The organism is Wocania ichthyoenteri Th78, assembly GCF_000789235.1.
Lineage (GTDB): Bacteria > Bacteroidota > Bacteroidia > Flavobacteriales > Flavobacteriaceae > Wocania_A > Wocania_A ichthyoenteri.
Genome location: NZ_KN525716.1, coordinates 3,514,862 through 3,537,297 on the forward strand (window position 1 = coordinate 3,514,862; position 22,436 = coordinate 3,537,297).

22 protein-coding genes and 1 other RNA gene are annotated in these 22,436 nt (G+C 32.1%); 12 read left to right on the forward strand and 11 right to left on the reverse strand.

Annotation, left to right across the window (positions count from 1 at the left end; genetic code table 11):
- The first annotated feature begins 88 nt into the window (after positions 1-88).
- Together RG22_RS15290 and RG22_RS15295 are read left to right on the forward strand one after the other, a co-directional pair.
- A complete protein-coding gene (locus RG22_RS15290; protein ID WP_034044836.1) occupies positions 89-1,228 on the forward strand; it encodes a cysteine desulfurase family protein in 1,140 nt (379 codons plus the stop codon).
- 127 nt (positions 1,229-1,355) lie between these two features.
- On the forward strand, positions 1,356-2,795 hold the full coding sequence (locus tag RG22_RS15295) for a hypothetical protein (RefSeq protein WP_034044838.1): 1,440 nt from the start codon (positions 1,356-1,358) through the stop codon (positions 2,793-2,795).
- 5 nt (positions 2,796-2,800) lie between these two features.
- On the opposite strand, the gene RG22_RS15300 is transcribed toward RG22_RS15295, so the two are convergent.
- From RG22_RS15300 to RG22_RS15315, 4 genes are read right to left on the reverse strand one after another with little or no spacing between them, the layout of a single operon-like run.
- Positions 2,801-3,121 carry a PH domain-containing protein gene (locus tag RG22_RS15300; protein ID WP_034044840.1) on the reverse strand — a complete coding sequence of 107 codons (321 nt, stop codon included), beginning with the start codon at positions 3,119-3,121 and terminating at the stop codon, positions 2,801-2,803.
- Positions 3,114-3,341 carry a hypothetical protein gene (locus RG22_RS15305; RefSeq protein ID WP_034044842.1) on the reverse strand — a complete coding sequence of 76 codons (228 nt, stop codon included), beginning with the start codon at positions 3,339-3,341 and terminating at the stop codon, positions 3,114-3,116. The genes RG22_RS15300 and RG22_RS15305 overlap by 8 nt, the downstream gene beginning before the upstream one ends.
- 46 nt (positions 3,342-3,387) lie before the next feature.
- Positions 3,388-5,868, reverse strand: a complete 2,481-nt coding sequence (locus RG22_RS15310; protein WP_052143773.1) for a TonB-dependent receptor — start codon at positions 5,866-5,868, stop codon at positions 3,388-3,390.
- A gap of 12 nt (positions 5,869-5,880) precedes the next feature.
- Complete coding sequence (locus RG22_RS15315) at positions 5,881-7,566, reverse strand: M23 family metallopeptidase (RefSeq protein ID WP_034044844.1); 1,686 nt, start codon at positions 7,564-7,566, stop codon at positions 5,881-5,883.
- 232 nt (positions 7,567-7,798) lie between these two features.
- Between RG22_RS15315 and RG22_RS15320 the strand changes: the two genes are divergently transcribed.
- The 4 genes from RG22_RS15320 (at position 7,799) to rny (ending at position 10,196) form a co-directional block, all read left to right on the forward strand.
- The gene (locus RG22_RS15320) at positions 7,799-8,089 is read left to right on the forward strand and encodes a hypothetical protein (RefSeq protein WP_034044846.1); all 291 of its coding nucleotides are present in this window, start codon (positions 7,799-7,801) and stop codon (positions 8,087-8,089) included.
- A gap of 15 nt (positions 8,090-8,104) precedes the next feature.
- On the forward strand, positions 8,105-8,398 hold the full coding sequence (locus tag RG22_RS15325) for a cell division protein ZapA (RefSeq protein ID WP_034044849.1): 294 nt from the start codon (positions 8,105-8,107) through the stop codon (positions 8,396-8,398).
- A 56-nt stretch (positions 8,399-8,454) separates the two neighbouring features.
- Positions 8,455-8,563: non-coding RNA, 6S RNA (gene ssrS / locus RG22_RS17715), on the forward strand.
- Positions 8,564-8,618: 55 nt separating this feature from the next.
- Positions 8,619-10,196: a ribonuclease Y gene (gene rny, locus RG22_RS15330; RefSeq protein WP_034044852.1), complete on the forward strand. Its 1,578-nt coding sequence runs from the start codon at positions 8,619-8,621 to the stop codon at positions 10,194-10,196.
- Positions 10,197-10,271: 75 nt separating this feature from the next.
- Here rny and xerD read toward each other — a convergent pair whose 3' ends face one another.
- Positions 10,272-11,168 (reverse strand): site-specific tyrosine recombinase XerD, encoded by an 897-nt coding sequence (xerD, locus tag RG22_RS15335; protein WP_034044855.1) that lies wholly within the window; start codon positions 11,166-11,168, stop codon positions 10,272-10,274.
- Between the two features lie 175 nt (positions 11,169-11,343).
- Between xerD and RG22_RS15340 the strand changes: the two genes are divergently transcribed.
- Positions 11,344-11,844 (forward strand): DUF3575 domain-containing protein, encoded by a 501-nt coding sequence (locus RG22_RS15340; protein WP_034044858.1) that lies wholly within the window; start codon positions 11,344-11,346, stop codon positions 11,842-11,844.
- Between the two features lie 75 nt (positions 11,845-11,919).
- Positions 11,920-12,333 (forward strand): type II 3-dehydroquinate dehydratase, encoded by a 414-nt coding sequence (aroQ, locus tag RG22_RS15345; RefSeq protein ID WP_034044860.1) that lies wholly within the window; start codon positions 11,920-11,922, stop codon positions 12,331-12,333.
- 150 nt (positions 12,334-12,483) lie between these two features.
- Here the strand turns inward: aroQ and lpdA are convergent, their stop codons facing one another.
- Positions 12,484-13,860: a dihydrolipoyl dehydrogenase gene (lpdA, locus tag RG22_RS15350; protein WP_034044862.1), complete on the reverse strand. Its 1,377-nt coding sequence runs from the start codon at positions 13,858-13,860 to the stop codon at positions 12,484-12,486.
- 121 nt (positions 13,861-13,981) lie between these two features.
- Here lpdA and RG22_RS15355 point away from each other — a divergent pair, with 121 nt between their 5' ends.
- Together RG22_RS15355 and RG22_RS15360 are read left to right on the forward strand one after the other, a co-directional pair.
- Positions 13,982-15,259: an NAD(P)/FAD-dependent oxidoreductase gene (locus tag RG22_RS15355; protein ID WP_034044864.1), complete on the forward strand. Its 1,278-nt coding sequence runs from the start codon at positions 13,982-13,984 to the stop codon at positions 15,257-15,259.
- Between the two features lie 106 nt (positions 15,260-15,365).
- Entirely contained in the window at positions 15,366-16,307 is a 942-nt protein-coding gene (locus tag RG22_RS15360; RefSeq protein WP_034044866.1) for a nuclear transport factor 2 family protein, read from the forward strand.
- Between the two features lie 66 nt (positions 16,308-16,373).
- On the opposite strand, the gene RG22_RS15365 is transcribed toward RG22_RS15360, so the two are convergent.
- On the reverse strand, positions 16,374-16,928 hold the full coding sequence (locus RG22_RS15365; RefSeq protein ID WP_034044868.1) for a DUF1572 family protein: 555 nt from the start codon (positions 16,926-16,928) through the stop codon (positions 16,374-16,376).
- A 108-nt stretch (positions 16,929-17,036) separates the two neighbouring features.
- On the reverse strand, positions 17,037-17,519 hold the full coding sequence (gene msrB, locus RG22_RS15370) for a peptide-methionine (R)-S-oxide reductase MsrB (RefSeq protein ID WP_034046178.1): 483 nt from the start codon (positions 17,517-17,519) through the stop codon (positions 17,037-17,039).
- A gap of 227 nt (positions 17,520-17,746) precedes the next feature.
- On the opposite strand from msrB, the gene RG22_RS15375 reads away from it, so the two are divergent.
- Both RG22_RS15375 and RG22_RS15380 read left to right on the forward strand, forming a co-directional pair.
- Positions 17,747-18,562 carry a M48 family metallopeptidase gene (locus RG22_RS15375; RefSeq protein ID WP_034044870.1) on the forward strand — a complete coding sequence of 272 codons (816 nt, stop codon included), beginning with the start codon at positions 17,747-17,749 and terminating at the stop codon, positions 18,560-18,562.
- A gap of 65 nt (positions 18,563-18,627) precedes the next feature.
- Positions 18,628-19,986, forward strand: coding sequence for an MFS transporter (locus RG22_RS15380; protein WP_034046180.1), 1,359 nt, complete (start codon positions 18,628-18,630; stop codon positions 19,984-19,986).
- A gap of 52 nt (positions 19,987-20,038) precedes the next feature.
- On the opposite strand, the gene RG22_RS15385 is transcribed toward RG22_RS15380, so the two are convergent.
- From RG22_RS15385 to RG22_RS15395, 3 genes are read right to left on the reverse strand one after another with little or no spacing between them, the layout of a single operon-like run.
- The gene (locus tag RG22_RS15385) at positions 20,039-20,770 is read right to left on the reverse strand and encodes a head GIN domain-containing protein (RefSeq protein WP_052143774.1); all 732 of its coding nucleotides are present in this window, start codon (positions 20,768-20,770) and stop codon (positions 20,039-20,041) included.
- An 18-nt stretch (positions 20,771-20,788) separates the two neighbouring features.
- Positions 20,789-21,877 carry a DUF4097 family beta strand repeat-containing protein gene (locus tag RG22_RS15390; protein WP_034044873.1) on the reverse strand — a complete coding sequence of 363 codons (1,089 nt, stop codon included), beginning with the start codon at positions 21,875-21,877 and terminating at the stop codon, positions 20,789-20,791.
- Complete coding sequence (locus RG22_RS15395; RefSeq protein ID WP_034044876.1) at positions 21,855-22,421, reverse strand: hypothetical protein; 567 nt, start codon at positions 22,419-22,421, stop codon at positions 21,855-21,857. The genes RG22_RS15390 and RG22_RS15395 overlap by 23 nt, the downstream gene beginning before the upstream one ends.
- Positions 22,422-22,436 lie beyond the last annotated feature (15 nt).

Here is a 22,436-nt window from a genome sequence, read left to right on the forward strand (position 1 = left end):
TCACACAGTTAAATTATTATTATGGATGTTACATTCATGCACTTAGCAAAGCCGAAGTGTGACCATAGAGAAATAATAAATATAACACATGAAACCCATATATTTTGATAATGCTGCAACTACCCAAATTCGTGACGAAGTTATTGATAAAATGATTGAAGTAATGAGGGGGAATTACGGAAATGCTTCATCTTCACATAGTTTTGGTAGGTCTTCTAAATCATTAATTGAGAAATCAAGAAAAACAATTGCGAGTTATTTGAATGTATCTGCAGGAGAAATCGTGTTTACTTCTGGAGGAACAGAAGCCGATAATTTGGTACTACAAAGCGCTGTAAGAGACTTAAAAGTGGAGCATATTATTACCTCTAAGATTGAGCATCATGCCATTTTACATACCATTGAACAACTTGAAAAAGAGTACGATTTAACTGTTAGCTATGTAAATATAGATACTAACGGCACCGTAGATTATAACAATTTAGAAATATTGCTTAGCGCTTCAAAAAAAACTTTAGTTAGTTTAATGCATGTTAATAATGAAATAGGAAATATTTTAGATATTAAAAAAGTTGCCGATTTATGTAAAGTTAAAAACGCTTTATTTCATAGCGATACTGTACAATCTGTTGGACATTATAAATTGGATTTACAAGAGATTCAAGTCGATTTTTTAGCTGCAGCAGCACATAAATTCCATGGGCCAAAAGGTGTTGGTTTTGCTTTTATTAGAAGAAACTCAGGTTTAAAACCTTTAATTTTTGGTGGTGAGCAGGAGCGTGGTTTTCGTGCCGGAACCGAAAGTGTTCATAATATTGTTGGTATAGAAGAAGCTTTAAAATTAGCTTATGATAAATTAGATGAAGAATCGGAATATGTAAAATCTTTAAAAACATATTTTATTAAACGGCTAAAATTAAAAATACCTTTAGCAAAATTTAATGGTTATTCTGGTGATATGGAAAAGGGAACTTATACATTGGTAAATGTATGTTTGCCTGTATCTCTAGAAAAAGCAAGTATGTTGTTATTTCAGTTAGATTTAAAAGGAATTGCTTGTTCTAAGGGTAGTGCTTGCCAAAGCGGAAGCACCAAAGGGTCTCATGTGTTATCAGAAATTTTAAATGATGAGGCTATGCAAAAACCATCTATTCGGTTTTCTTTTAGCATTTATAATACTAAACAAGAAATTGATTATGTGGTTGACGTTTTAAGTGAGTTTATTTAAGTGTAAACAAGATAAAATACAATTTTTATAGACCAAAAGTGTTTTTTGTAGGATTAAGTTTTGTTTTGTGGGTATTATTTGTTATTTTGTAAAAAAAACAGCCCGCTAAGCTAAATAATCTACAGTTATGAAAAATAGAATTCTCTTTATTTTAACATCATTATTTTTTCTTATATCCATAGTTTCATTTTCTCAAGTTGGCATTGGAACAACATCTCCAGATGCTTCTTCAGTTTTAGATATTGCATCAACTACGCAAGGTATATTGACACCAAGAATGACAACAGTTCAACGTACTGCAATAACTACTCCAGCTGATGGTTTGTTGGTTTATGATACAGATGAAGGTGCTTTTTATTATTATGAAAGTAGTACATGGAACAAGCTAAAGAAGGAACGAAATAATTATAAACTTATAAAAAATGTTACAGATTTAGCCTCAGAGCTTGCCGCAGGTGGAGGTAGTTCATATTTATTAGATACAGATACCTATTACGAAATTAACGGCACCATAACTCTAGCGGCACCAATAGATTTAAATGACGCTTATATCTCTGGCTTAGATGCAAACGAGGATATTTTAGTTCGTGTAGGGGGTGTTATGTTTTCTGGCAGTAATGGTGGAAGCATAAGAAGCTTAACCTTAACAGCACCTGGAGGAAGTATATTTGCATTAACAGGAAGCGGCACAGAGACACTGGTGTTTCAAAATTGTATTGTGGCTAATTCTGGAAGCGTTGGGTCTATTTCAACCTTTGGTGTAGTTTTTAAGAGTATTATTCAATTGGTTAATAATACAACTGGTGTTACCTACACCAGTATAGGTAATGTATTACTGAGCAATGTGGCTTGGTTTGATACTAATGCTGGTACTTTCGAAACTTATGTGGGTACATTTGATTTAATTGAAAAGGTAACAGGTTTTTGTAAAGTGCCAGCAGGGGCTACTGGTATTGATGTTAGTGCAAACCCTACTGTGGCTCAAGGGTCTTTATTAAACACGCCGTTTTCTGGAGCAGGAATTTATATTGATGGTTATACGGTTGGATCTTACACAGGGTTTAGCTTTAACAACAATTGGTTTGTAAATTGCCCAGGACTCCCGTTAGAAGCCGATTGGAATACTACAGGGTATTATTATATGACCGGAAATACCACGGTTACAAATTTTGTAACTGCAAATACTCCTGTTAAAATTGCAGGAACAACTACTGCAAGTGATTTGTTTAGGACAACATCACCAATTGATAATAGATTGGTATATGATGGTAAAGAAACTCGTGAGTTTGAAGTAATTTGTACAGGGACTGTAGATAATGACGCAAATGCTCCAAATGCAAGAATCTATGAGTTTTCTCTAAGAAAAATACCAAGCGTAGGTGCACCTGTTATCTTGCCTGGGATATCTTCAGAAAGACGATTTTCTAATAATGATATTGGTAATTTTACCTTAATTGGTATTGTGAGTTTAGGTCCTGGAGACGCTATAGAAGTATATGCGTCTGTTAATAATGTTGGAGGTACTCTTAATACTATTGTTACACGATTAAGCGTGGTTTTAAAATAATTTATTTAATTTTTATTTTGAATTTTTATTTCATTCAATAAATCTCTTATTTCCTCTAATAAAACATTTGTTTTTTCATTTGAAGAAATAGATTGAGAGTTGTTTTTTGTGTTACATTGAATGGCTTCGCGTTGCTTTAACACCTGCTCTTTAAAGCCTGAAGAATCAATAATACCAATAAGTTTCATGTCGCTACCTTTGGGATTGCTTTGTCCTGAAGTTTCAATTTTAAGAATACGTAGATCGAGATATTTTAATAACGGATTTTCTATAAACGTTAAATCTTGAATATTTTCTAAAGGAATTGTTTTTTCAACCTTAAACAAGTACACCTTTTTTAAATTCTAAGTGTCGGTTTGTTAATTGGCATTCTAAATTCTCATAAAAACGTCTGCTCATATATTGACCAAGACCCAGAAACCAAACAATTAAAATAGGGATTCCAGCAATAGAAATTAATAAGAAAAAAGAAACGACAAAAAGGATGTACGATTTAATTTTTGGATTAAATTCTGCTTTTTTTATAATATTAGTTTCTGCAGTCATTTTGCTTTAAGATTTTAAATTATAAAAATTAAAGCCCGCTAATGGCTTAAAATTTCATCGTAGTTCGCACATTAAAAACGCGTGGCGTTAAATAATTAGGAATAGCATATTGGCGTTTGCTATATACATCTCTCACCCAAGTATTTGTAATGGAGTTTTGCACATCAAAAATATTAAAAATCTCGACTCCAAAAGATAGTTCTTTAAAAGGTTTTTTCCAACCGCTGTTAAATTGCTTTTTGTCGTCAACGATAACAAATTGAAAACCAACATCTGCACGTTTGTAAGATGGTAATCTGTTTTGGTACTCGTAGGGATTGGCATAACTTGGTGAGCCACCAGGTAAACCTGTATTAAATACCAAATTCAAATACATTTTCATACTCGGAATGTTGGGTACATAATCTTGAAATAAGGCTGCAAACTTTAAACGTTGGTCTGTAGGTCGTGCTATATAACCTCTATTATTTATGTTTTCTTCTGTTTTTAAATACCCAAAGCTAAACCACGATTCGGTTCCAGGAACAAACTCGCCATTCAATCGCATATCCAACCCATAAGCATACGCTTTCGCGGAATTATTGGCGCGATAACGTATACGAACATTCTCTAAAGTATATGGGTTTACATCACTCAAATTTTTATAATAGGCTTCTGTAGTTAACTTAAAAGGTCTATTCCACATTTTAAAACTGTAATCATTACCTAAAACTAAATGAAACGATTTTTGCGCTTTAACGTTGGGTTGAACAACACCATTAGCATTCCGTAATTCTCTGTAAAATGGAGGTTGATAATATAAACCTCCAGCAATTCTAAAGAGCATATCTTTTTCCCAATACGGTTTTATAGCGAATTGCACACGCGGACTAAATACCGTTTGATTTGACTTCTCGACTGTGCTCGAAATGACAGTATTATTATCACTAACCGACCAATTATGAACGCGAATTCCAGCATTATACCAAACATCGCTTGTACCTAAAACGGAACGTTTGCTCCATTGCGCATAAGCTTGCAATCTACTTATTTTGGTGTTATTTGTAGTACGAACATTTTGAAATGGTTCAATAGGATCTTCAAATGGTGTGTAAGGTTGCTCGTTAAAGGCATCAACATGTGGTGGACGAATTGAAAATCCAGCAGAATCGATAACTTCCCATTCTACCAAACGATCACGAATATCTTCATTAGTATATTTTACAGACCATTCAATTCGATTGTCATCAATTTTTAAATCACCTTTATGTTCAATCGTTGTAATTAAAGCGTCTAAATCGTTTCGTCCATGATTTAATTGCCCGCCAATGCCTTCACTAAATTCTACTTCACCCAAATTTTCATCCCCAATATTTGTATTTACTTCACCCAATCGGTATTGCGCTAAAATATCGAAATACTCTTCTTCGGTGGTGTGATAAGTTGATGCAATGGCATGAAGTGTTAAATCATCGTTCGCAAAATATGTGCCTTTAAAAGCGCCAAAAACTGTTTGATACTGGTCTTTTTCTTGGCCTTCGTAAAACACCAATAAAGCTAAAGGATCTGCTAGTGTACCAAAATTGGTTTGTCGCGTTTGCGGTTGGTAACTGTATTTATTTAGTGATGCATTTCCTAGAAAACTTAACTGAAATTTATCAGTAAATTTATAAGTTAAATAGGCTTGTGCATCGGCAAAAGCTGCATCGTAATTAGTTTCAGTTTCTTTAGCGTTTACTAATAAGCCGTTATCTCGATAGCGTAAACCAATAATACTTGAGAATTTGGAATCTTTACTGATATTTTCAACAGAGATACTACCACCTAATAAACTTAAATCGGCATTAATTTCGAATTGATATGGATTTTTATAAGTAATATCTAAAACCGAAGAAAGCTTATCGCCATATTTAGCTTGAAAACCACCAGAAGAAAAATCGATATTCTGAACCAAATCGGTATTTACAAAACTTAAACCTTCCTGTTGCCCCGAGCGAATTAAAAAAGGGCGATAAACTTCTATACCGTTAACATACACTAAGTTTTCATCGTAATTACCGCCACGAACAGAATATTGTGTACTTAATTCATTGTTATTACTAACTCCAGGGAGTGTTAATAGTAAGTTTTCTACACCAGCATTGGCTCCTGGTATTTTTCTAATAGTTTCTGGTTTTAAGGTCGTTATGCCTTCAACGTCTTTTCTGCGTTTTCCAGAAACTACAACAGTAGCAATTTGCTCAATAGTCGTATTCATTACCGGGTTAAACTCATGAGTTTCCCCGTTTTTAAGATTGAAAGTGATGGTGATTTTTTTATATACAAGATGAGAGAACTCTAAGGGAATATCTTGATTTGCAGGAATTTTTAAAGAATAAAATCCGTTTTCATTTGTTTCTGTGCCAACTGAACCAGCCTTAATGTTTACTTTAGAAATAGGTGTATTTTCATCATTTAAAATAACACCTTTTATAGTTGCCGTTTGCGAATACCCTAAAGAAATAAGTAATAAGAATAGAATGCCTGTAAGTGAAAATTTTGAATTCAAAAGCGAGAAAATTTATTTTCTATAAAAGACTGTTTCAAAAGTAGAATTATTTCCAACATTATCGGTAACAATTAGCTTTAAATTATTTTTTGTTTCTGTAATTAATCCGTCATTAAAATCGTGAATTAGCGTTTTTGTTTTATAATCATACTCCATTAAAATCCATATTCCATTTACAGTAGCTCTATAATTTGAAATTCCAGAACCTTTATCATCAATTTTAATTTTTAAATATCTAAAATTACTTAACCACTGTCCTTTTTTAAAATTAATGGGTGTAATGGTTGGTTTGATAGTGTCTGTTGCTAGAGCGAATTCACCTAATGTTCTTGTATAAGTTGTTAATAGATTGCCTTTTCTTTTTGTTGAAGAATACGCAGGGAATTTTTTGTAACCTAATAATCTAGCTATATATAATTTGCTTTTATCTTTATCTGAATAGGCGCTAACATCATAACTAATCGTGAAGCTTTTTTTAGTTGGAATAATGTCTTTGTGCAATAATAAAGTGTCGTTTTTTACATCAAAATCTATGTAAAAATTATCATAAAAGGTGTCTTTGTAAAAATCAACCGAAACTTTTCCTTTTTTTAAATTGGTCGTTTCATTGGTATTAATAAAATAAGGTGTCGTTTTTTTTGGTTCACTTTTAATGGAGTCTATTTTACTTCCTTTAATAGTTACAGTTGCCCAAGTATTATTGTTTTCAAAATCACCAACTTTTATTTTGTAAACCGAATACGTGCTATCTTTTATATGTAAAATACCATCATTTAAAACATCTTTATATAAGCTCAAAGGGTTGTTTTGGTTGAATAGTTTTTGAATACGAGATTTTTTAGTTTTATAATGCTCGTAATCTATAAGTCTATTTAGGTGTTTGGTTTCACTAAAGGAAAAACGCCTAAAATCAAGTTCGAAATTTTTATTACCATTAACAAAGGTTTGAATATTATAAACTCCATTTTTATTGGCTGTTAAATTTTGTCTATCGATGGTTTCAATGCCGAAACCAATTTTACCGAAGGCTTCTATGTTTTCAACAGCATAATCGCCATTTTTTAAAGGGATTAATCGTAGTTCCCTTTTTGAATTTGATTTGTTTATAAAAGAGTTTTCATTTATTGGATAGGCATAAATAGATGATATTATTGGGTTTACAGAATCTTTTATATCAATACCGAACAGCATAGGATTTATGGGGCGTTCAGCTTTATCACGAATTTCAAAATGTAAATGTGGTCCGCCAGAGCCACCAGTGTTTCCGCTTAAAGCAACAATAGCACCTTTTTTAATTTTTAAATCTCCAGCATTAGGAAATAATTCAATTTCGAAAGATTCTTTTTCGTATTGATGCTTTTTTACATAAGCCTCAATATCTGGAGAAAATTTATTCAAATGTGCGTAAACAGTAGTATAACCATTTGGGTGTGTAATGTATAATGCTTTTCCGTAACCGAAATGCGATATTTTAATTCTGCTCACAAAACCACTAGCCGATGCATATACATTTAAGCCCACACGTTGCTGCGTTTTTATATCCAATCCAGAATGAAAATGATTTGAACGTAACTCTGCAAATGTACCAGAGAGCATTAATGTAATATCTAACGGACTTCTAAAATAATCTTGCGGATAGTTATTTTGAGCAATAGAAAAGGATGAGATGAATAAAAAAAGAATGGGGATTAATCGCATAATTTATATGTTACCAATTAAATTTTAAAAATTAGATTTAAGGGTTGTTCTCAATTGTGATTGGTATTAGGCTAAAATATCAATTTGATGTGAATAAGCAAAGCTTTAAACAAAAATCAAGCCAATTGGTCTTGTTACAAGCAATAAGGAAGAATTTGAAATTTTATGAAAAAACAATTGTAATTTAACCTTAGGTATGTTAACTTTGTGAGGTAAGTATTGAAATTTGTAAATGAGTAATATTGAAGATATTGTAGATTCTTTAGAAAACAAAATTAGCAAAGTATTACACAAAGTAGAGCTTTTAAAGCAAGCTAATTTGAAATTGAATGAAGAATTAGAAGCTTCAAAGCAAGAACTTCAAAACCAAAAATTGCATATAGCAACCTGGGAAGAAAAGTACGAAGCTCTTAAAATGGCAAACTCAATACTTGGTAGTGACGATAATAAAAGAGAAACAAAGCTTAAAATAAACGCATTAATTAGAGATATTGACCATTGTATTGCTCAACTTTCAGATTAGTGTAACATAGATTAAATGTCAGAAAAGCTTAAAATAAAGCTCTCAATAGCTAATCGAGTATACCCTTTAACTATTGAAGCTAATCAAGAAGAAGGGTTGCGCAAAGCCGCTAAAAATATTGAGGCTATGATTAAGCAATTTGAACAAAGCTATTCTGTAAGAGATAAGCAAGATGTATTAGCCATGTGTGCTTTACAGTTTGCCTCTCAAGTAGAACAAAAATCTATTGATAAAGCAAATGTAAGTGAACATGTAGAGGAGAAGCTAAAGGCTTTAAATGATTTGCTACAATCGCATTTAATCTCTTAAACGTTCTTTAAAATAAACTAAAAGTTACTGCCTACATTGGTTATTTTTTTTGATAAACTCAACGTTAATTCTTTAAAAAGGGTGAGTTTAAGTTGTAAAAGCATGCTGCCTTAGTCGCAGATCCTTGATCAGCTTGTTAGCCCTAAACTTGTTTTTAAGGAGTTTATACAAAACTTTATACCGGTGTAGGCTTTTTTATATATACTAACCAACAAATACAATGGAAATTAATTCGATAATATTAACAGCAGGAGGCATACTATTAGGGCTTATATTAGGGTTTATTATAGCAAAAATGCTTGAAAAAAACAAAGCCTCTAAGCTAATAAGAGATGCTAAGCGAAGCGCATCTAACATATTAAAAGAAGCCAATACAGAAGGAGAGTCTATTAAAAAAGATAAAATCCTTCAAGCTAAAGAAAAGTTTATAGAACTTAAATCTGAACACGAAAAAGTCATTTTATCTCGTGATAAAAAAATGGCCGAAACCGAAAAACGTATTCGTGATAAAGAGTCTCAAATATCTAGCGAACTTTCAAAAAACAAAAAGCTTAACGAGAATGTTGAAGCTAAACAAAAAGATTACAATCATAGACTTGATGTTTTAGAAAAGAAACAAGTAGAGTTAGATAAACTTCATAAAAGCCAGGTGCAGCAATTAGAAGTTATTTCTAGTTTATCGGCTGAAGAAGCTAAGGAGCAATTAGTAGAATCTTTAAAAGGGGAAGCTAAAAATGATGCTATGGCATACATTCAAAGCTCACTTGAAGAAGCTAAATTAACTGCTGAACAAGATGCTAAGAAAATTATTATAAATACAATACAGCGTATTGGAACTGAAGAGGCTGTAGATAACTGTGTATCCGTATTTAATATAGAGTCAGACGATGTTAAAGGGCGCATCATTGGACGTGAAGGGCGAAATATTCGTGCTATTGAAGCAGCAACAGGTGTAGAAATTATTGTTGATGATACGCCAGAAGCCATCATTTTATCATGTTTCGATTCTGTTCGTAGAGAAATTGCAAGATTATCGCTTCATAAATTAGTAACCGACGGTAGAATTCACCCAGCAAGAATTGAAGAGGTTGTTAAGAAAACACAAAAGCAAATTGAGCAAGAAATTATTGAAGTGGGTAAACGTACGGTTATCGATTTAGGTATTCACAATCTACATCCAGAACTCATAAAAATGGTTGGTAGAATGAAATATCGTTCTTCTTATGGACAAAATCTTTTACAGCACTCGCGAGAAGTGGCTAAACTTTGTGGTGTAATGGCTGCAGAATTAGGTTTAAATCCTAAGTTAGCAAAACGTGCAGGATTGTTACACGATATTGGTAAAGTGCCAGATGCCGAAGCAGATATGGAAACGCCACATGCTATACTTGGTATGCAATGGGCAGAAAAATATGGCGAGAAAGATGAGGTTTGTAATGCTATTGGTGCTCACCATGATGAGGTAGAAATGAAATCATTAATATCTCCCATTATTCAAGTGTGTGATGCTATTTCTGGTGCACGTCCAGGAGCACGTCGTCAAGTTTTAGATAGTTATATACAACGTTTAAAAGATTTGGAAGATATCGCCTTTGGTTTTACGGGTGTTAAAAAAGCTTACGCAATACAAGCAGGTAGAGAACTACGTGTAATTGTTGAAAGTGAAAAAGTAGATGACCAAAAAGCGGCAGATTTATCGTTTAGTATTTCTCAAAAAGTACAGACCGACATGACGTATCCAGGTCAGGTTAAAGTAACCGTTATTAGAGAAACTAGAGCGGTTAATATTGCTAAGTAGCTAATTCCTGTGAAAAACATAGTATTAAAAAGTCCAGCAATAGCTGGATTTTTTAGTTTTACCAACAATCAACGGTTATTTTCGTGGATGATATTTTTCTACAACTTTAGTTAAATGACTTTTATCTAAATGGACATAGATCTCGGTAGTTGTAATGCTTTCGTGACCTAGCATTAATTGAATTGAACGTAAATCGGCGTTATTTTGTAATAAATGTGTCGCAAAAGAATGTCTAAATGTATGTGGAGAAACACTTTTTTTTAATCCAATTTTTTCAGCTAATTGCTTTATGATGGTAAAAATCATAGCTCGTGTTAATTGTTTTCCTCGTCTATTTAAAAACAAGGTGTCTTCAAAACCTGCTTGAATATTAATATGATTACGAACCTCTTTTCTATATAGATTAATATATTTTTGAGTTATAGGAACAATAGGGACAAACCTTTGTTTATCGCCTTTACCAGTGACTTTAATAAAACCTTCATCAAAAAACAAATCAGATAATTTAAGGTTAACCAACTCACTAACGCGCAAACCGCAACCGTATAAAGTTTCTAAAATCGCTCGATTACGTTCGCCTTGTGGTTTGCTTAAATCGATAGCATTTATAAGTTTGTCTATCTCCTCTTCAGATAAAGTATCGGGTAGTTTTCTTCCAATTTTTGGAGATTCAATAAGTTCTAAAGGATTTGTTTCTCTATAATCCTCAAAAATCAAATAGTTAAAAAAACTGCGTAATCCTGAAATTATACGCGATTGAGATCTAGCATTAACAAGTTTTGCTGTTTCATAAATAAACTGCTGAACAACTTCTGAAGTGACAGAAATAGGGGAGAAGCTTATATTGTTTTCTTCTAAAAAACTAATCAACTTTTGGATATCAAGTGAATAGCTATTTATTGAATTTTGAGATAACCCGCGTTCAATCTTTAAATATAGTTGGTAATCTTTAAGTGCGTGTTGCCATTTCATTTGAGGTAAAAATAAGTATAAATATTTATGATAACTTTAAATTAATATTTTTTAATCATTTAATAATCATATCCCTATATGATTATTCTGTTGTTTTTGTAGTTTTTTTCTTGTTTAAAAGATATAGTTATAATATGTTTGTTGATTATTAATCAATTTAAAACTTAAATCTATTATGAAAAAATTATTATTATGTGCTGCTATTATAGTTTTTGGATTTTCCAAAATTAATGCTCAAGAAAATGTTGTAAAGTTTAATCCACTTGCTTTAATTGTTGGCTCGTTTGAAGTCGGTTATGAGAGAGTTTTAAGTGACAATCAGTCTATTCAATTGGATTTAGCTTATGCATCTTTTGATTCTGGTGCTTTTGACTATACAGGTTTTGGAGCTGGCGTACAATATAGGTTTTATCTTCAAAAAGCAAAAGAAGCACCAGTAGGTTGGTTTGCGGGTCCTGTAGCTAGTTATACATCTACTAGTGCTGATAATGATTTTAAAACATCTGTATTTTCAGCTGGAGGAGTAGTTGGGTATCAATGGAATTGGAATCCAATAACATTAGATATTTATGGAGGGCCAGCTTATTATAGTGTTAATGCCGATGATCCAACATTTGATTTTGGATTTGACGGCATAGGAGCAAGAATAGGGCTTTCTCTAGGTTTTGCTTTCTAAAAATAAAATATTGTAAAAAGAACCGAAGTGAAAAGCTTCGGTTTTTTTATGTCTAATTTTTAATATATTTACCTTATGAAAAAACTAATCATCATTAACGGCCCAAACCTTAATCTTTTAGGAAAAAGAGAACCTAATATTTATGGAAGTTTATCTTTTACTGAATTTTTAGATGAGGTTAAAACAAAATACACTAACGTTGAAATTGATTACTTTCAATCGAATATTGAAGGTGAAATAATTGATAAGTTGCACGAAGTAGGTTTTAGTTATAATGGTATTATTTTAAATGCTGCTGCTTATACACATACCTCTGTAGGTATTGGTGATGCTGTTAAAGCTATTGAAACAGCGGTAGTAGAGGTTCATATTTCTAATACATTTAATAGAGAAGAATTTAGGCATCAATCGTTTATATCACCAAATGCTAGAGGTGTAATTCTTGGGTTTGGTTTGCAAAGTTATGAATTGGCTATTCAGAGTTTTTAGAGCTCCGCCTAGCCTCCCCAAATGGGAGAAATGCTTACTTGAATAAATAAAAAATGCGATTCTTAAATATTTAAGAATCGCATTTTTTATAAGAATACTTTTTCAACAGAGTGAAAGTTCCTCCCCTTTGGGGAGGCTAGAAGGTGCTTTTTACAAATGTATCACTTCATCATAGGCATCAGCAACAGCTTCCATAACCGCCTCACTCATTGTTGGATGCGGGTGTACTGTTTTTAATACTTCATGTCCTGTAGTTTCAAGTTTTCTACCTAAAACAGCTTCGGCAATCATATCAGTAACACCAGCGCCAATCATATGGCAACCTAACCATTCGCCATATTTAGCATCAAAAATAACTTTTACAAAACCATCTTTTGCCCCAGAAGCACTTGCTTTTCCAGATGCCGAGAAAGGAAATTTACCAACTTTAATATCTAAGCCTTTGTCTTTAGCTTGCTTTTCGGTTAAACCAACCGATGCAATTTCTGGAGAGCAATAGGTACAACCTGGAATATTTCCGTAATCTAAAGCTTCAACATGTTGCCCTGCAAGTTTTTCAACACATAAAATCCCTTCCGCAGAAGCGACATGTGCTAATGCTTGACCTGGAGTAACATCGCCAATAGCATAATACCCTGGAATGTTAGTTTGGTAAAAATCATTCACTAAAATTTTATCTCTATCAACTACAATACCAACATCTTCTAATCCTATATTTTCAATATTCGATTTAATTCCTACAGCAGAAAGAATAATATCTGCTTCCAGGATGATTTCTTCTCCTTTTTTAGTTTTTACTGTAGCTTTAACGCCATTACCAGATGTGTCTACTTTTGTAACTTCAGATGAAGTCATAATTTTTATACCGCTCTTTTTAAATGAACGCTCTAATTGTTTCGATACATCTTCGTCTTCAACAGGTACTATGTTTGGTAAATATTCAACAATAATTACCTCGGTTCCCATAGAGTTGTAGAAATAAGCAAACTCAACGCCAATAGCACCAGATCCTACTACAATCATTTTTTTAGGTTGCTTAGCTAAGGTCATCGCTTCTCTATATCCAATTACTTTTTTACCATCTTGAGGCAAACTAGGTAATTCGCGAGAGCGTGCTCCAGTAGCTATAATAATATTATCTGCGCTATATTCTTTTCCATCAACATCAATCTTTTTTCCAGGTTTTAATTTTCCAAAACCTTCAATAACATCAATTTTATTTTTCTTCATTAAAAACTGTACGCCTTTACTCATGCCATCTGCTACACCACGGCTTCGTTTTACTACAGCGTCAAAATCTTTATCGTAATCCTTAACAGATAATCCGTAATCGCCAGCATGTTTAAGATATTCAAATACCTGAGCAGATTTTAGTAAGGCTTTAGTAGGGATACAACCCCAATTTAAGCATACACCACCTAAATTTTCTTTTTCAACAATAGCAGTTTTAAAACCCAATTGAGAGGCTCTAATGGCAGTAACATAACCACCAGGACCACTTCCAAGTACAATAATATCGTATTTCATCTGTAAAATTTTAAGTCGTTTTTTTGAAGCTACGAATTTACGAAATCGAATTTGAATAAAGAATTTAGAATCCTATAAATTTACATCTTTAATAGTACCTTTACGCTGCAAGTTTTATTATATGAATATACCTAGAACAAGTTTTCCGAGAATTATTATAATTGGTGGAGGTTTTGCAGGCATTGCATTAGCTAAAAAATTATCAAAACAAGAGGTTCAAGTGGTGTTATTAGATAAGAATAATTATCACAATTTTCAGCCTTTATTATATCAAGTTTCTACTGGTGGATTAGAGCCAGATTCTATTGCATACCCCATTAGAAAGGTGTTAAAGGACTTTCCTAATTTTCATTTTAGATTAGCTAATGTTGACGAGATTGATGCTAAAAATAACACAGTTATTACGAATATTGGTAACTTAAAATTTGATTATTTAGTGGTGGCATCAGGTTCTAAAACTAATTATTTTGGAAATGCCGAAGTTGAAAAGCATAGTATGGCAATGAAAACCATACCACAATCTTTAAACTTAAGAAGTTTAATACTTGAAAATTTTGAAGATGCTCTGTTAACCTCTAATCTTCACGAACGAAATGCGCTAATGAATTTTGTAATTGTTGGTGGTGGACCAACCGGTGTTGAGCTAGCTGGAGCTTTGGCTGAAATAAAAAAAGGCATTCTGCCAAAAGATTACCCAGATTTAGATACGCGTTCGGTGCAAATAAATATCATTCAATCAAGTGATTGTATTTTAAAAGGTATGAGCGATAAAGCGTCTCAAAAGGCTGAAGATTTCTTAGAAAAATTAGGCGTTAATGTATGGAAAAATATAAGAGTTACTAATTATGATGGAAAAACAGTAACTACAAATACCGATTTAATTTTTGAAACGGCAACTGTTATTTGGGCAGCAGGAGTAAAAGGTGCACTTATAAAAGGGTTGGATGCTGCGGATTTTATAACTAGAAGCAACCGACTTTTAGTAAACGAATTTAACCAAGTAAAAGACTATAATCACATTTTTGCAATCGGAGATATTGCCTGTATGGTAACTAATGATTTTCCTGACGGATTACCAATGATGGCACAACCAGCTATTCAACAAGGTAAACAATTGGGTGATAATATGTTGCAATTACTTGAGGGTAAACCCATGAAATCTTTTGTATATAAAGACAAGGGTGTTATGGCAACAATTGGTAGAAATAAAGCGGTTGTAGATTTAAAACGATTTAAATTTCAAGGTATTTTTGCATGGTATGTTTGGATGTTTGTGCATTTGTTTTTTCTTATAGGTTTTAGAAACCGAATGGTTGTATTTATAAATTGGGTATATAATTATGTGCGTTTTGATAGAGAAGCACGTTTAATTATAAGACCTTTTAAAAGAAAGAATTAATTGTATGTAATTAATTTATTAATTTAAATACTATGAAGTAAAGCATTAATTTTCAGTAATTTTAGTTAACTTGTTGAGGTATTAACCAACTAAAATTTTATTAAAAATGAAAAAACATGCGATTATCTTCGTGATGATGTTCTCTGTCATCATGTACTCTCAAAAGAAAAAAAACGGAAAAATTTACAATGAACATCCAGCAATTCAAACCGTAGAAGCAATGCAACAAGCTTTTATAAAAGGTGATACTATTGGTCTTAAAAGTTATTTACATGATGATTTTAAGGCTTTTAATGGGATGAATTCAAACCCTGATGCTAAAGGTACTTCTAAGTCAGTTTTATTGAGGCAATCCATTTTTTGGGTGAATAACGCATCTTATTTGAGTATTGAACGAACAAATGGTGCTTATCCTGATGCTTTGGAGTATGAGGATAATGATAACAAAGATATAATGTGGGTTCAAACATGGGATCAATTAAAAGGGGTACACAACGAAACAGGTGTTAAGTTAAATATGCCTATTCACAGATTGTTTCGAGTTGATAAGGACAACAAAATTTTAACCATGATAACTTATGATGATGGAACTGTTTTTGATGAATTGAGAAGTAGTTTTGTTACCAGAAGTAATGGAACTATATACAATCATCATGACAATATTAACAAGGTAAGGAGGATGATGGCAGCGTTAGAACATAGTGATGTTGATAAGGCTTTTAGTTATTTTACCGAAAAGGCTAGATTTACGAATTTAGACATGAAAGATGATGAATTTAATACTTTAGAACAAGAAATTGAAGGATTTAAGAAGATGCTTGAAAATTGGACTATTGAAAGTATTGATGTAAATGGATATCCTGATTACTTAGAGTATGAATTAGGAGGAGGAAAGCTTGTGCAATCATGGTGGACAGCTAGAATGACTAGAAAATCTGATGGTAAAAAAATTAAACTGCCCCTTATGTTTATTCATGATTTTAATGATGAAGGTGAAATAATAAGCGAAGCTGGATATTATACATTGCAAGCGTTGTCTGCAAAATAAATTTTTAAGTTTAATAAAACTAACTCTTCAAATTAAATTTTGGAGGGTTTTTACTTTTATAAGAATTTATAAATCATCAGTAAAATGACGTTTTCCTTTTTCTTTAGCAAATTTATCTTCATTATATTTTAAAGAATTTCCTTTTGGAATAGATAAAGATTGCCAATCATCACCTTTAATGAGTTTACCTAAAAACACCATTTGCCCAATGTGATAGGAGTAGTGTGCCAATTGTCTATTAATAGCTTCAGTAATGGTGTGTCCTTGGTTTCTAATATAAATAATGCGTTCCAAGTCATCATTTTTTAAAGGGCTAATTGCGTTAAATAAACAAGCCCAACCACTTTCCCATGCAGCTATTAAATCTTCACTGGTTTTAAAAGAATCGATAAATTCTTTATCCCGTTGTCGCCATTCTTTTTCACCATCTTCACTTAAAAAATTGGTCCATCTGCTCAACATATTGCCTGCAACATGCTTTACAATTATAGCAATACTGTTAGAACCTTCGTTACTCTGCCATTGTATATCTTCAAACGTAAGTTGATTTAAAGTTTTATCACCAAGACTTTTATAATATTCAAATTGTTTGATGATGCTTGCTAAATAAGAAGTTTCCATATTGTAAATGTAAATTAGAAAAGAAGAAATTCCAAAACAGCAAATCCTAAATTCAAAAAAACTCGAATAACTTTGGAATTTAGTTTTTTGAATAATGATTTTTAAAGCTTAATTATCAGCAACAAACTTTAAAGCAACTCCATTAATACAGTGTCTTTTTCCAGTTGTGTTTTTTGGGCCATCATTAAAAACATGCCCTAAATGTCCGCCGCAAGTCGCACAATGTGCTTCGGTTCGTGTGTATCCTAAATCATTATCAGTAGAAAAAGCAACATTACCTTTTATTTCTCTATCAAAACTAGGCCAACCTGTACCGGAATCGAATTTATGTTTACTTTTAAATAAAGGCGTATTACATGCTGCGCAATGGTATGTACCTTCTGAATAATTTTTATTTAAATGACTTGAAAATGCACGCTCGGTACCCGCTTCTCGTAAAACATAATATTCCATTTCAGATAATTCAGCTTTCCATTCGCTTTCAGTTTTAGAGACTTTATAAATTTTGGATGCTTCTTCTTTTTGCTTTTGAGCAGAAGAATTACAATTGAAAAATAATATTAAAGTAAATAATGGTATTAATTTATTAATGATCATAGTAAAAAATTTATATGATATGTGTCGGTATCAAACGTTAAACATAACAAATAAAAATAGATTAAAAAGTATAGTATTTAAGGTAAACTTAAAATCAAATGCGTTAATTTTAAATTTCATTATAATTTACTTTTACAATAATGTGACATATAATTAAATTCTGTGTCAAAAATTAAAGGTACAATTTTTGTATTTTTATAGAATATTAAAACCCTATTAAAATGAAACTAAAAAATACTATTATAATATTTGGGATGGCGCTACTAAGTTTTTCATGTGCAGAAAACCCATTTACAGGAAAAAAGACCATGGCTTTAGTGCCAAATTCTCAATTATTCCCAACAGCTTTTGCACAATACGACCAGTTTTTAACAGAAAATAAAGTTGTTACAGGAACAAAAGATGCAGAAATGATAACTCGTGTAGGGCAGCGTATTGCCGTGGCTGCCGAACGTTGGTTAAATGCAAATGGACATCAAGGTTATTTAAAAGATTATAAATGGGAATATAATTTAGTTGATGATAAAACAGTAAATGCTTGGTGTATGCCTGGTGGTAAGATTGTGTTTTATACAGGAATATTACCAATTGCTAAAGGTGAAACAGGAGTCGCTGCTATTATGGGTCATGAAGTTGCACATGCATTAGCAAACCACGGACAACAACGTATGAGTGCTGCTTATTTACAGCAAGGTGTTGCATTAGCCGGAAATATAGCGATTAAAGACGAACAATCTAGAAATGCTTTTAATCAATACTATGGTATTGGTTCTCAGGTTGGTGTTATGCTTCCTTTTAGTAGAGCACATGAAACTGAAGCTGATAAAATCGGATTATATTTAATGGCAGTTGCTGGTTATAATCCAGATGAAGCTGCTGAATTATGGAAACGTATGAAAGCTAATAGTGGCGGACAAGCACCACCAGAGATTTTAAGTACGCACCCATCAAACGATTCTCGTATTGCAAATTTAAAAGCATTAGCACCACAAGCTAAAGCGGAAGCTAAAAAGTTTGGTGTTACCTCGTTTAGATAAAAAATTTATCTTTTTTAAAATATTTGACTATTTTAGGAGCTGCTCATAAAAGGGCAGCTTTTTTTATGAATCAACTAAAAAAAGGAAGTAAAAAACTTCTTAACGCTTGGGCATTTTACGATTGGGCAAATTCTGTCTATACACTTACAATAGCATCATCCATATTTCCTATTTTTTATTCGGCATTATTTCTTTCCGAAATAAAGAATGTGCAAGCTTTCGGGATGGAGTTTAAAAGCACAGCATTAATAACTTTTGTTACAGCATTTACTTTTTTAGTGGTAGCTTTTATGTCTCCGATACTATCTGGTATTGCTGATTATGTAGGGAATAAAAAGAGTTTTTTAAAGTTTTTTTGCTACGTAGGAAGTGCTGGTTGTATAGGTTTATATTGGTTTGATATTTCTCCAGATAGGATTCATTTAAGCTTACTATTCTATTTTATGGGACTTATAGGGTACTGGGGAAGTTTGGTGTTTTATAATTCGTATTTGCCAGATATTGCTTTTGAAGAGCAGCAAGATGCTATCAGTGCGAAAGGATTTTCAATGGGATATATTGGTAGTGTGTTATTACTAATTTTAAATTTAGCTATGACTATGTATCCTGATGTTTTTTCATTAAAGGATAGGCTTGCTGAAAATGGAGAAGTTATAGAGACAGCGGCTCAAGTAGCTATGAGATATTCATTTGTAACTGTTGGTATTTGGTGGGCTTTATTTAGTCAATATTCATTTTATTATTTACCTAAAGGCACTTCTTCTGGTCATAAAGTAACGCGAGCTGTTATTTTTAATGGATTGAAAGAATTGAGATTAGTTTGGAAACAGCTTAAACAAGACTTAAGGTTAAAACGTTATTTGTATGCTTTTTTTGTATTTAGCATGGCTGTACAAACAATCATGTTAATTGCTGTGTATTTTGGCGAAGAGGAAATAGCATGGGGAGGCGATAGTGAAAAAACAATGGGATTAATTGTAAGCATTTTGGTCATACAAATTGTTGCGGTTTTTGGGGCGATATTAACCTCAAGAGCTTCAAAGAAATATGGAAATATTAAAACGCTTATAGCTGTAAATGGTATTTGGATGTGCCTATGTTTTTATGCTTATTTTATGAAAACACCTATACAGTTTTATATAGCAGCCTCAGTAGTTGGTTTGGTAATGGGAGGTATTCAAGCATTAGCAAGATCAACCTATTCTAAGTTTTTGCCAGAAACCGACGATACAACTTCATATTTTAGTTTTTATGATGTTGCTGAAAAAATTGGAATTGTTATTGGTATGATTATTTTCGCAACTATTGACCAGATTACAGGTAGCATGCGAAATGCTATTTTGTTTCTATTTATTTTCTTTTTATTTGGAATCGTTTTATTGTTTAGAGTTCCAAAAGAAGAAACTACTAAAACTGAATCATAACAAAAAAACCACTCATTGAGTGGCTTTTTTGTTTTAAATAAATTACTGAACATTAATTAGTAATACTTCCAGAACCAGCAACCTTAGTATCATTTTTTTCTGGGTTTCCTTTATAGACAATACCACCAGAACCAGCAACTCTAGCTTTTATGCTTTGGTTACTAACTACTTCAGCATCTCCAGAACCAGCTATAGAAACTTCTGTATTGTTTGCTTGTAAATCAAATCCATGAAAATCTCCAGAGCCAGCAACTTTGGCTTCTAAATTATTGGTACTGCCTTTTAATGTAAAATCTCCAGAACCTGCTACAGATCCTTCAATGGATGAAGTTTTAACATTTAACACGATATCACCAGAACCAGCTAAAGCCACATTTAAGTTAGTTGCATTTATTACATCTTTATTCCATAAATCACCAGAACCAGAAAGCGAAACTTTATTAATATCTTCAAACGGAATCGTGATTTTTATGGTTTTGTTTTTACTAAATTTTAAGTTTTTTCCTTTTTTTACCCTTACTTTTAAAACGTTATCTTTTACTTCGGTAACAATATATTCAAGTAAATTTTCTTCACCTTCAATGGTAATGTTTCCTTCGGTGCCGCTTACTAAAATAAAATCCATAGAGCCAGCGCATTTTATAGCGTCGTAACTATCTGTGGCTCTTATAATGGTGGTCATGTTACCATTACCTTTAACGGCCTTCCATTGTCCGTAAGACGTTGTTGCGAAAAGTAAGCTTACAAAAACTAGTAGAGTTTGCTTTTTAATTAATGTTTTCATCTGTTTGATTTTTGATTGTTAATTTTCAGATAATGATACGCTTCCGTAGTCAGATTTAATTTTAATAGTGTTGCCAGAATTGGTACTTCCGTAATGTCCACTATAATATTTACTTGTGCTATTTTCTTTTTTTGTTGAAAATTCTAAACCTTCACTACTTTTTAAAGACGCATAGTCTAAATCAATATCAAAATTAAAATTGTAAGTGGGAGCAAATCCAATTTTAATCCCGGTATAATCTGAATCAATACTTACATTTCCAGCATTTTGAGTCACGTTATTTATTTTGATAGCTCCGTAATCTGCTTTAAGTGTTACGTTTTTAAAGACATCTCCAATTATGGTGGTTAAATAGTCACCGTTTCCAGTAATGTTATTTGCTTTATCTATTTTCATGTTACCGTAATCGCAGTTATAATTTACATCTTCAGCAGTTTCAATTTTTGAATTTGTATAGTCTGCATTTATATTTATGCTATTGGTTTTTGATACTGTAAATTCGCTATAATCCGCATTTATTTTTCCGCTCTTTATGTATTCAAAATAGCAGCCTTTACTGTAGTCAAAATTTATAGAATTGTTATCTGCAAGTAATTCTTTGGTTGTTATTTTACCATAATCACAGTTTAATTTTGCGTGACCTTTAAGTTTATCAACATTAATATTTCCGTAGTCATTATTTAATGAAACACTATTAGTAATAGGAATTTTTATAATGTAATTTATTTTCATGCTTACGTTGTTTTTTCCATTCCAATTCCACCACGATTTAGATTTATTTTTACTGAATTTAGTTTTTGCCGAAACATTTGTTGATGATGCTTCAAAATCTACAGTTATACCATCAAGTTTTTCTTGTACTTTTTCTTCGTTGTTACCAGTGGTAGTAATTGTTATTTCGAATACTACTCTGTTTTCATTCCATGTAATAACATCAATGTTTCCATAGCTGTTATCTACACTTAACAATGCATTTGATGAAACGGAGTATTTTTTATTAATTGTTTTTTTCTTGGTGTATTTACCATCTTTTTCTGTTGCTGCGGTTATAAAAAGTGGCAACATGAATAACACAATTAGTGTTTTAAATTGTAGTACTAGTTTCATTATTTAAGTTTTTAAATTGTTTAATTGTATTAATTTGTTGTAATGCGTTCTGTAATAAATCTATTCTATTTTGAAAATTAGAAATCATAGCGTATATAACACGATTATCATCACCGCTTTCTGCCAAATCAATTTTTAACGATTTATATTCGGTTTCTAAAGCTTTCATTCTTTGCATAGTATCTTCAATTAATGCCCGAGTTTCAGGTGAAGATTCTTTTTCTATTTTGCTTAATTCTTCTGCTATCGTTGTGGCAAAGAAATCTTGAGTTTCTGCCATTTTTGGTGATACACTGGCTAAATCATTAGACATCTCATTTTGTTGATAACCAATAAAAAGCGTGATTAATAAAGCAAAAGAAGCGGCTACACCAATTAGCGGTTTTAATAAACGACGCCTTTGTTTACTATCTTTAGTCAGTTGTAGCGCGCCATTTTTATTCAATTTATTAAGAAACTGTTGCTTGTGATTTGCTGAAGGTTCTTCAACATCAAAATTGTTTTCTAGTCTTTTAAATAATTGATCTAAGCTATCTTTATTCATCTTATTTATTTTAGT

Bases quoted from the DNA above. Each gene is read 5' to 3' on its own strand.
- RG22_RS15355 (WP_034044864.1), top strand. From the start codon at position 13,982: ATGAATATACCTAGAACAAGTTTTCCGAGAATTATTATAATTGGTGGA.
- rny (WP_034044852.1), top strand. From the start codon at position 8,619: ATGGAAATTAATTCGATAATATTAACAGCAGGAGGCATACTATTAGGG.
- RG22_RS15315 (WP_034044844.1), bottom strand. From the start codon at position 7,566: ATGCGATTAATCCCCATTCTTTTTTTATTCATCTCATCCTTTTCTATT.
- xerD (WP_034044855.1), bottom strand. From the start codon at position 11,168: ATGAAATGGCAACACGCACTTAAAGATTACCAACTATATTTAAAGATT.
- aroQ (WP_034044860.1), top strand. From the start codon at position 11,920: ATGAAAAAACTAATCATCATTAACGGCCCAAACCTTAATCTTTTAGGA.
- RG22_RS15395 (WP_034044876.1), bottom strand. From the start codon at position 22,421: ATGAATAAAGATAGCTTAGATCAATTATTTAAAAGACTAGAAAACAAT.
- RG22_RS15290 (WP_034044836.1), top strand. From the start codon at position 89: ATGAAACCCATATATTTTGATAATGCTGCAACTACCCAAATTCGTGAC.
- RG22_RS15380 (WP_034046180.1), top strand. From the start codon at position 18,628: ATGAATCAACTAAAAAAAGGAAGTAAAAAACTTCTTAACGCTTGGGCA.
- RG22_RS15385 (WP_052143774.1), bottom strand. From the start codon at position 20,770: ATGAAAACATTAATTAAAAAGCAAACTCTACTAGTTTTTGTAAGCTTA.
- RG22_RS15360 (WP_034044866.1), top strand. From the start codon at position 15,366: ATGAAAAAACATGCGATTATCTTCGTGATGATGTTCTCTGTCATCATG.
- RG22_RS15340 (WP_034044858.1), top strand. From the start codon at position 11,344: ATGAAAAAATTATTATTATGTGCTGCTATTATAGTTTTTGGATTTTCC.
- RG22_RS15320 (WP_034044846.1), top strand. From the start codon at position 7,799: ATGAGTAATATTGAAGATATTGTAGATTCTTTAGAAAACAAAATTAGC.
- RG22_RS15305 (WP_034044842.1), bottom strand. From the start codon at position 3,341: ATGACTGCAGAAACTAATATTATAAAAAAAGCAGAATTTAATCCAAAA.
- RG22_RS15390 (WP_034044873.1), bottom strand. From the start codon at position 21,877: ATGAAACTAGTACTACAATTTAAAACACTAATTGTGTTATTCATGTTG.
- RG22_RS15365 (WP_034044868.1), bottom strand. From the start codon at position 16,928: ATGGAAACTTCTTATTTAGCAAGCATCATCAAACAATTTGAATATTAT.
- RG22_RS15295 (WP_034044838.1), top strand. From the start codon at position 1,356: ATGAAAAATAGAATTCTCTTTATTTTAACATCATTATTTTTTCTTATA.
- lpdA (WP_034044862.1), bottom strand. From the start codon at position 13,860: ATGAAATACGATATTATTGTACTTGGAAGTGGTCCTGGTGGTTATGTT.
- RG22_RS15375 (WP_034044870.1), top strand. From the start codon at position 17,747: ATGAAACTAAAAAATACTATTATAATATTTGGGATGGCGCTACTAAGT.
- RG22_RS15325 (WP_034044849.1), top strand. From the start codon at position 8,105: ATGTCAGAAAAGCTTAAAATAAAGCTCTCAATAGCTAATCGAGTATAC.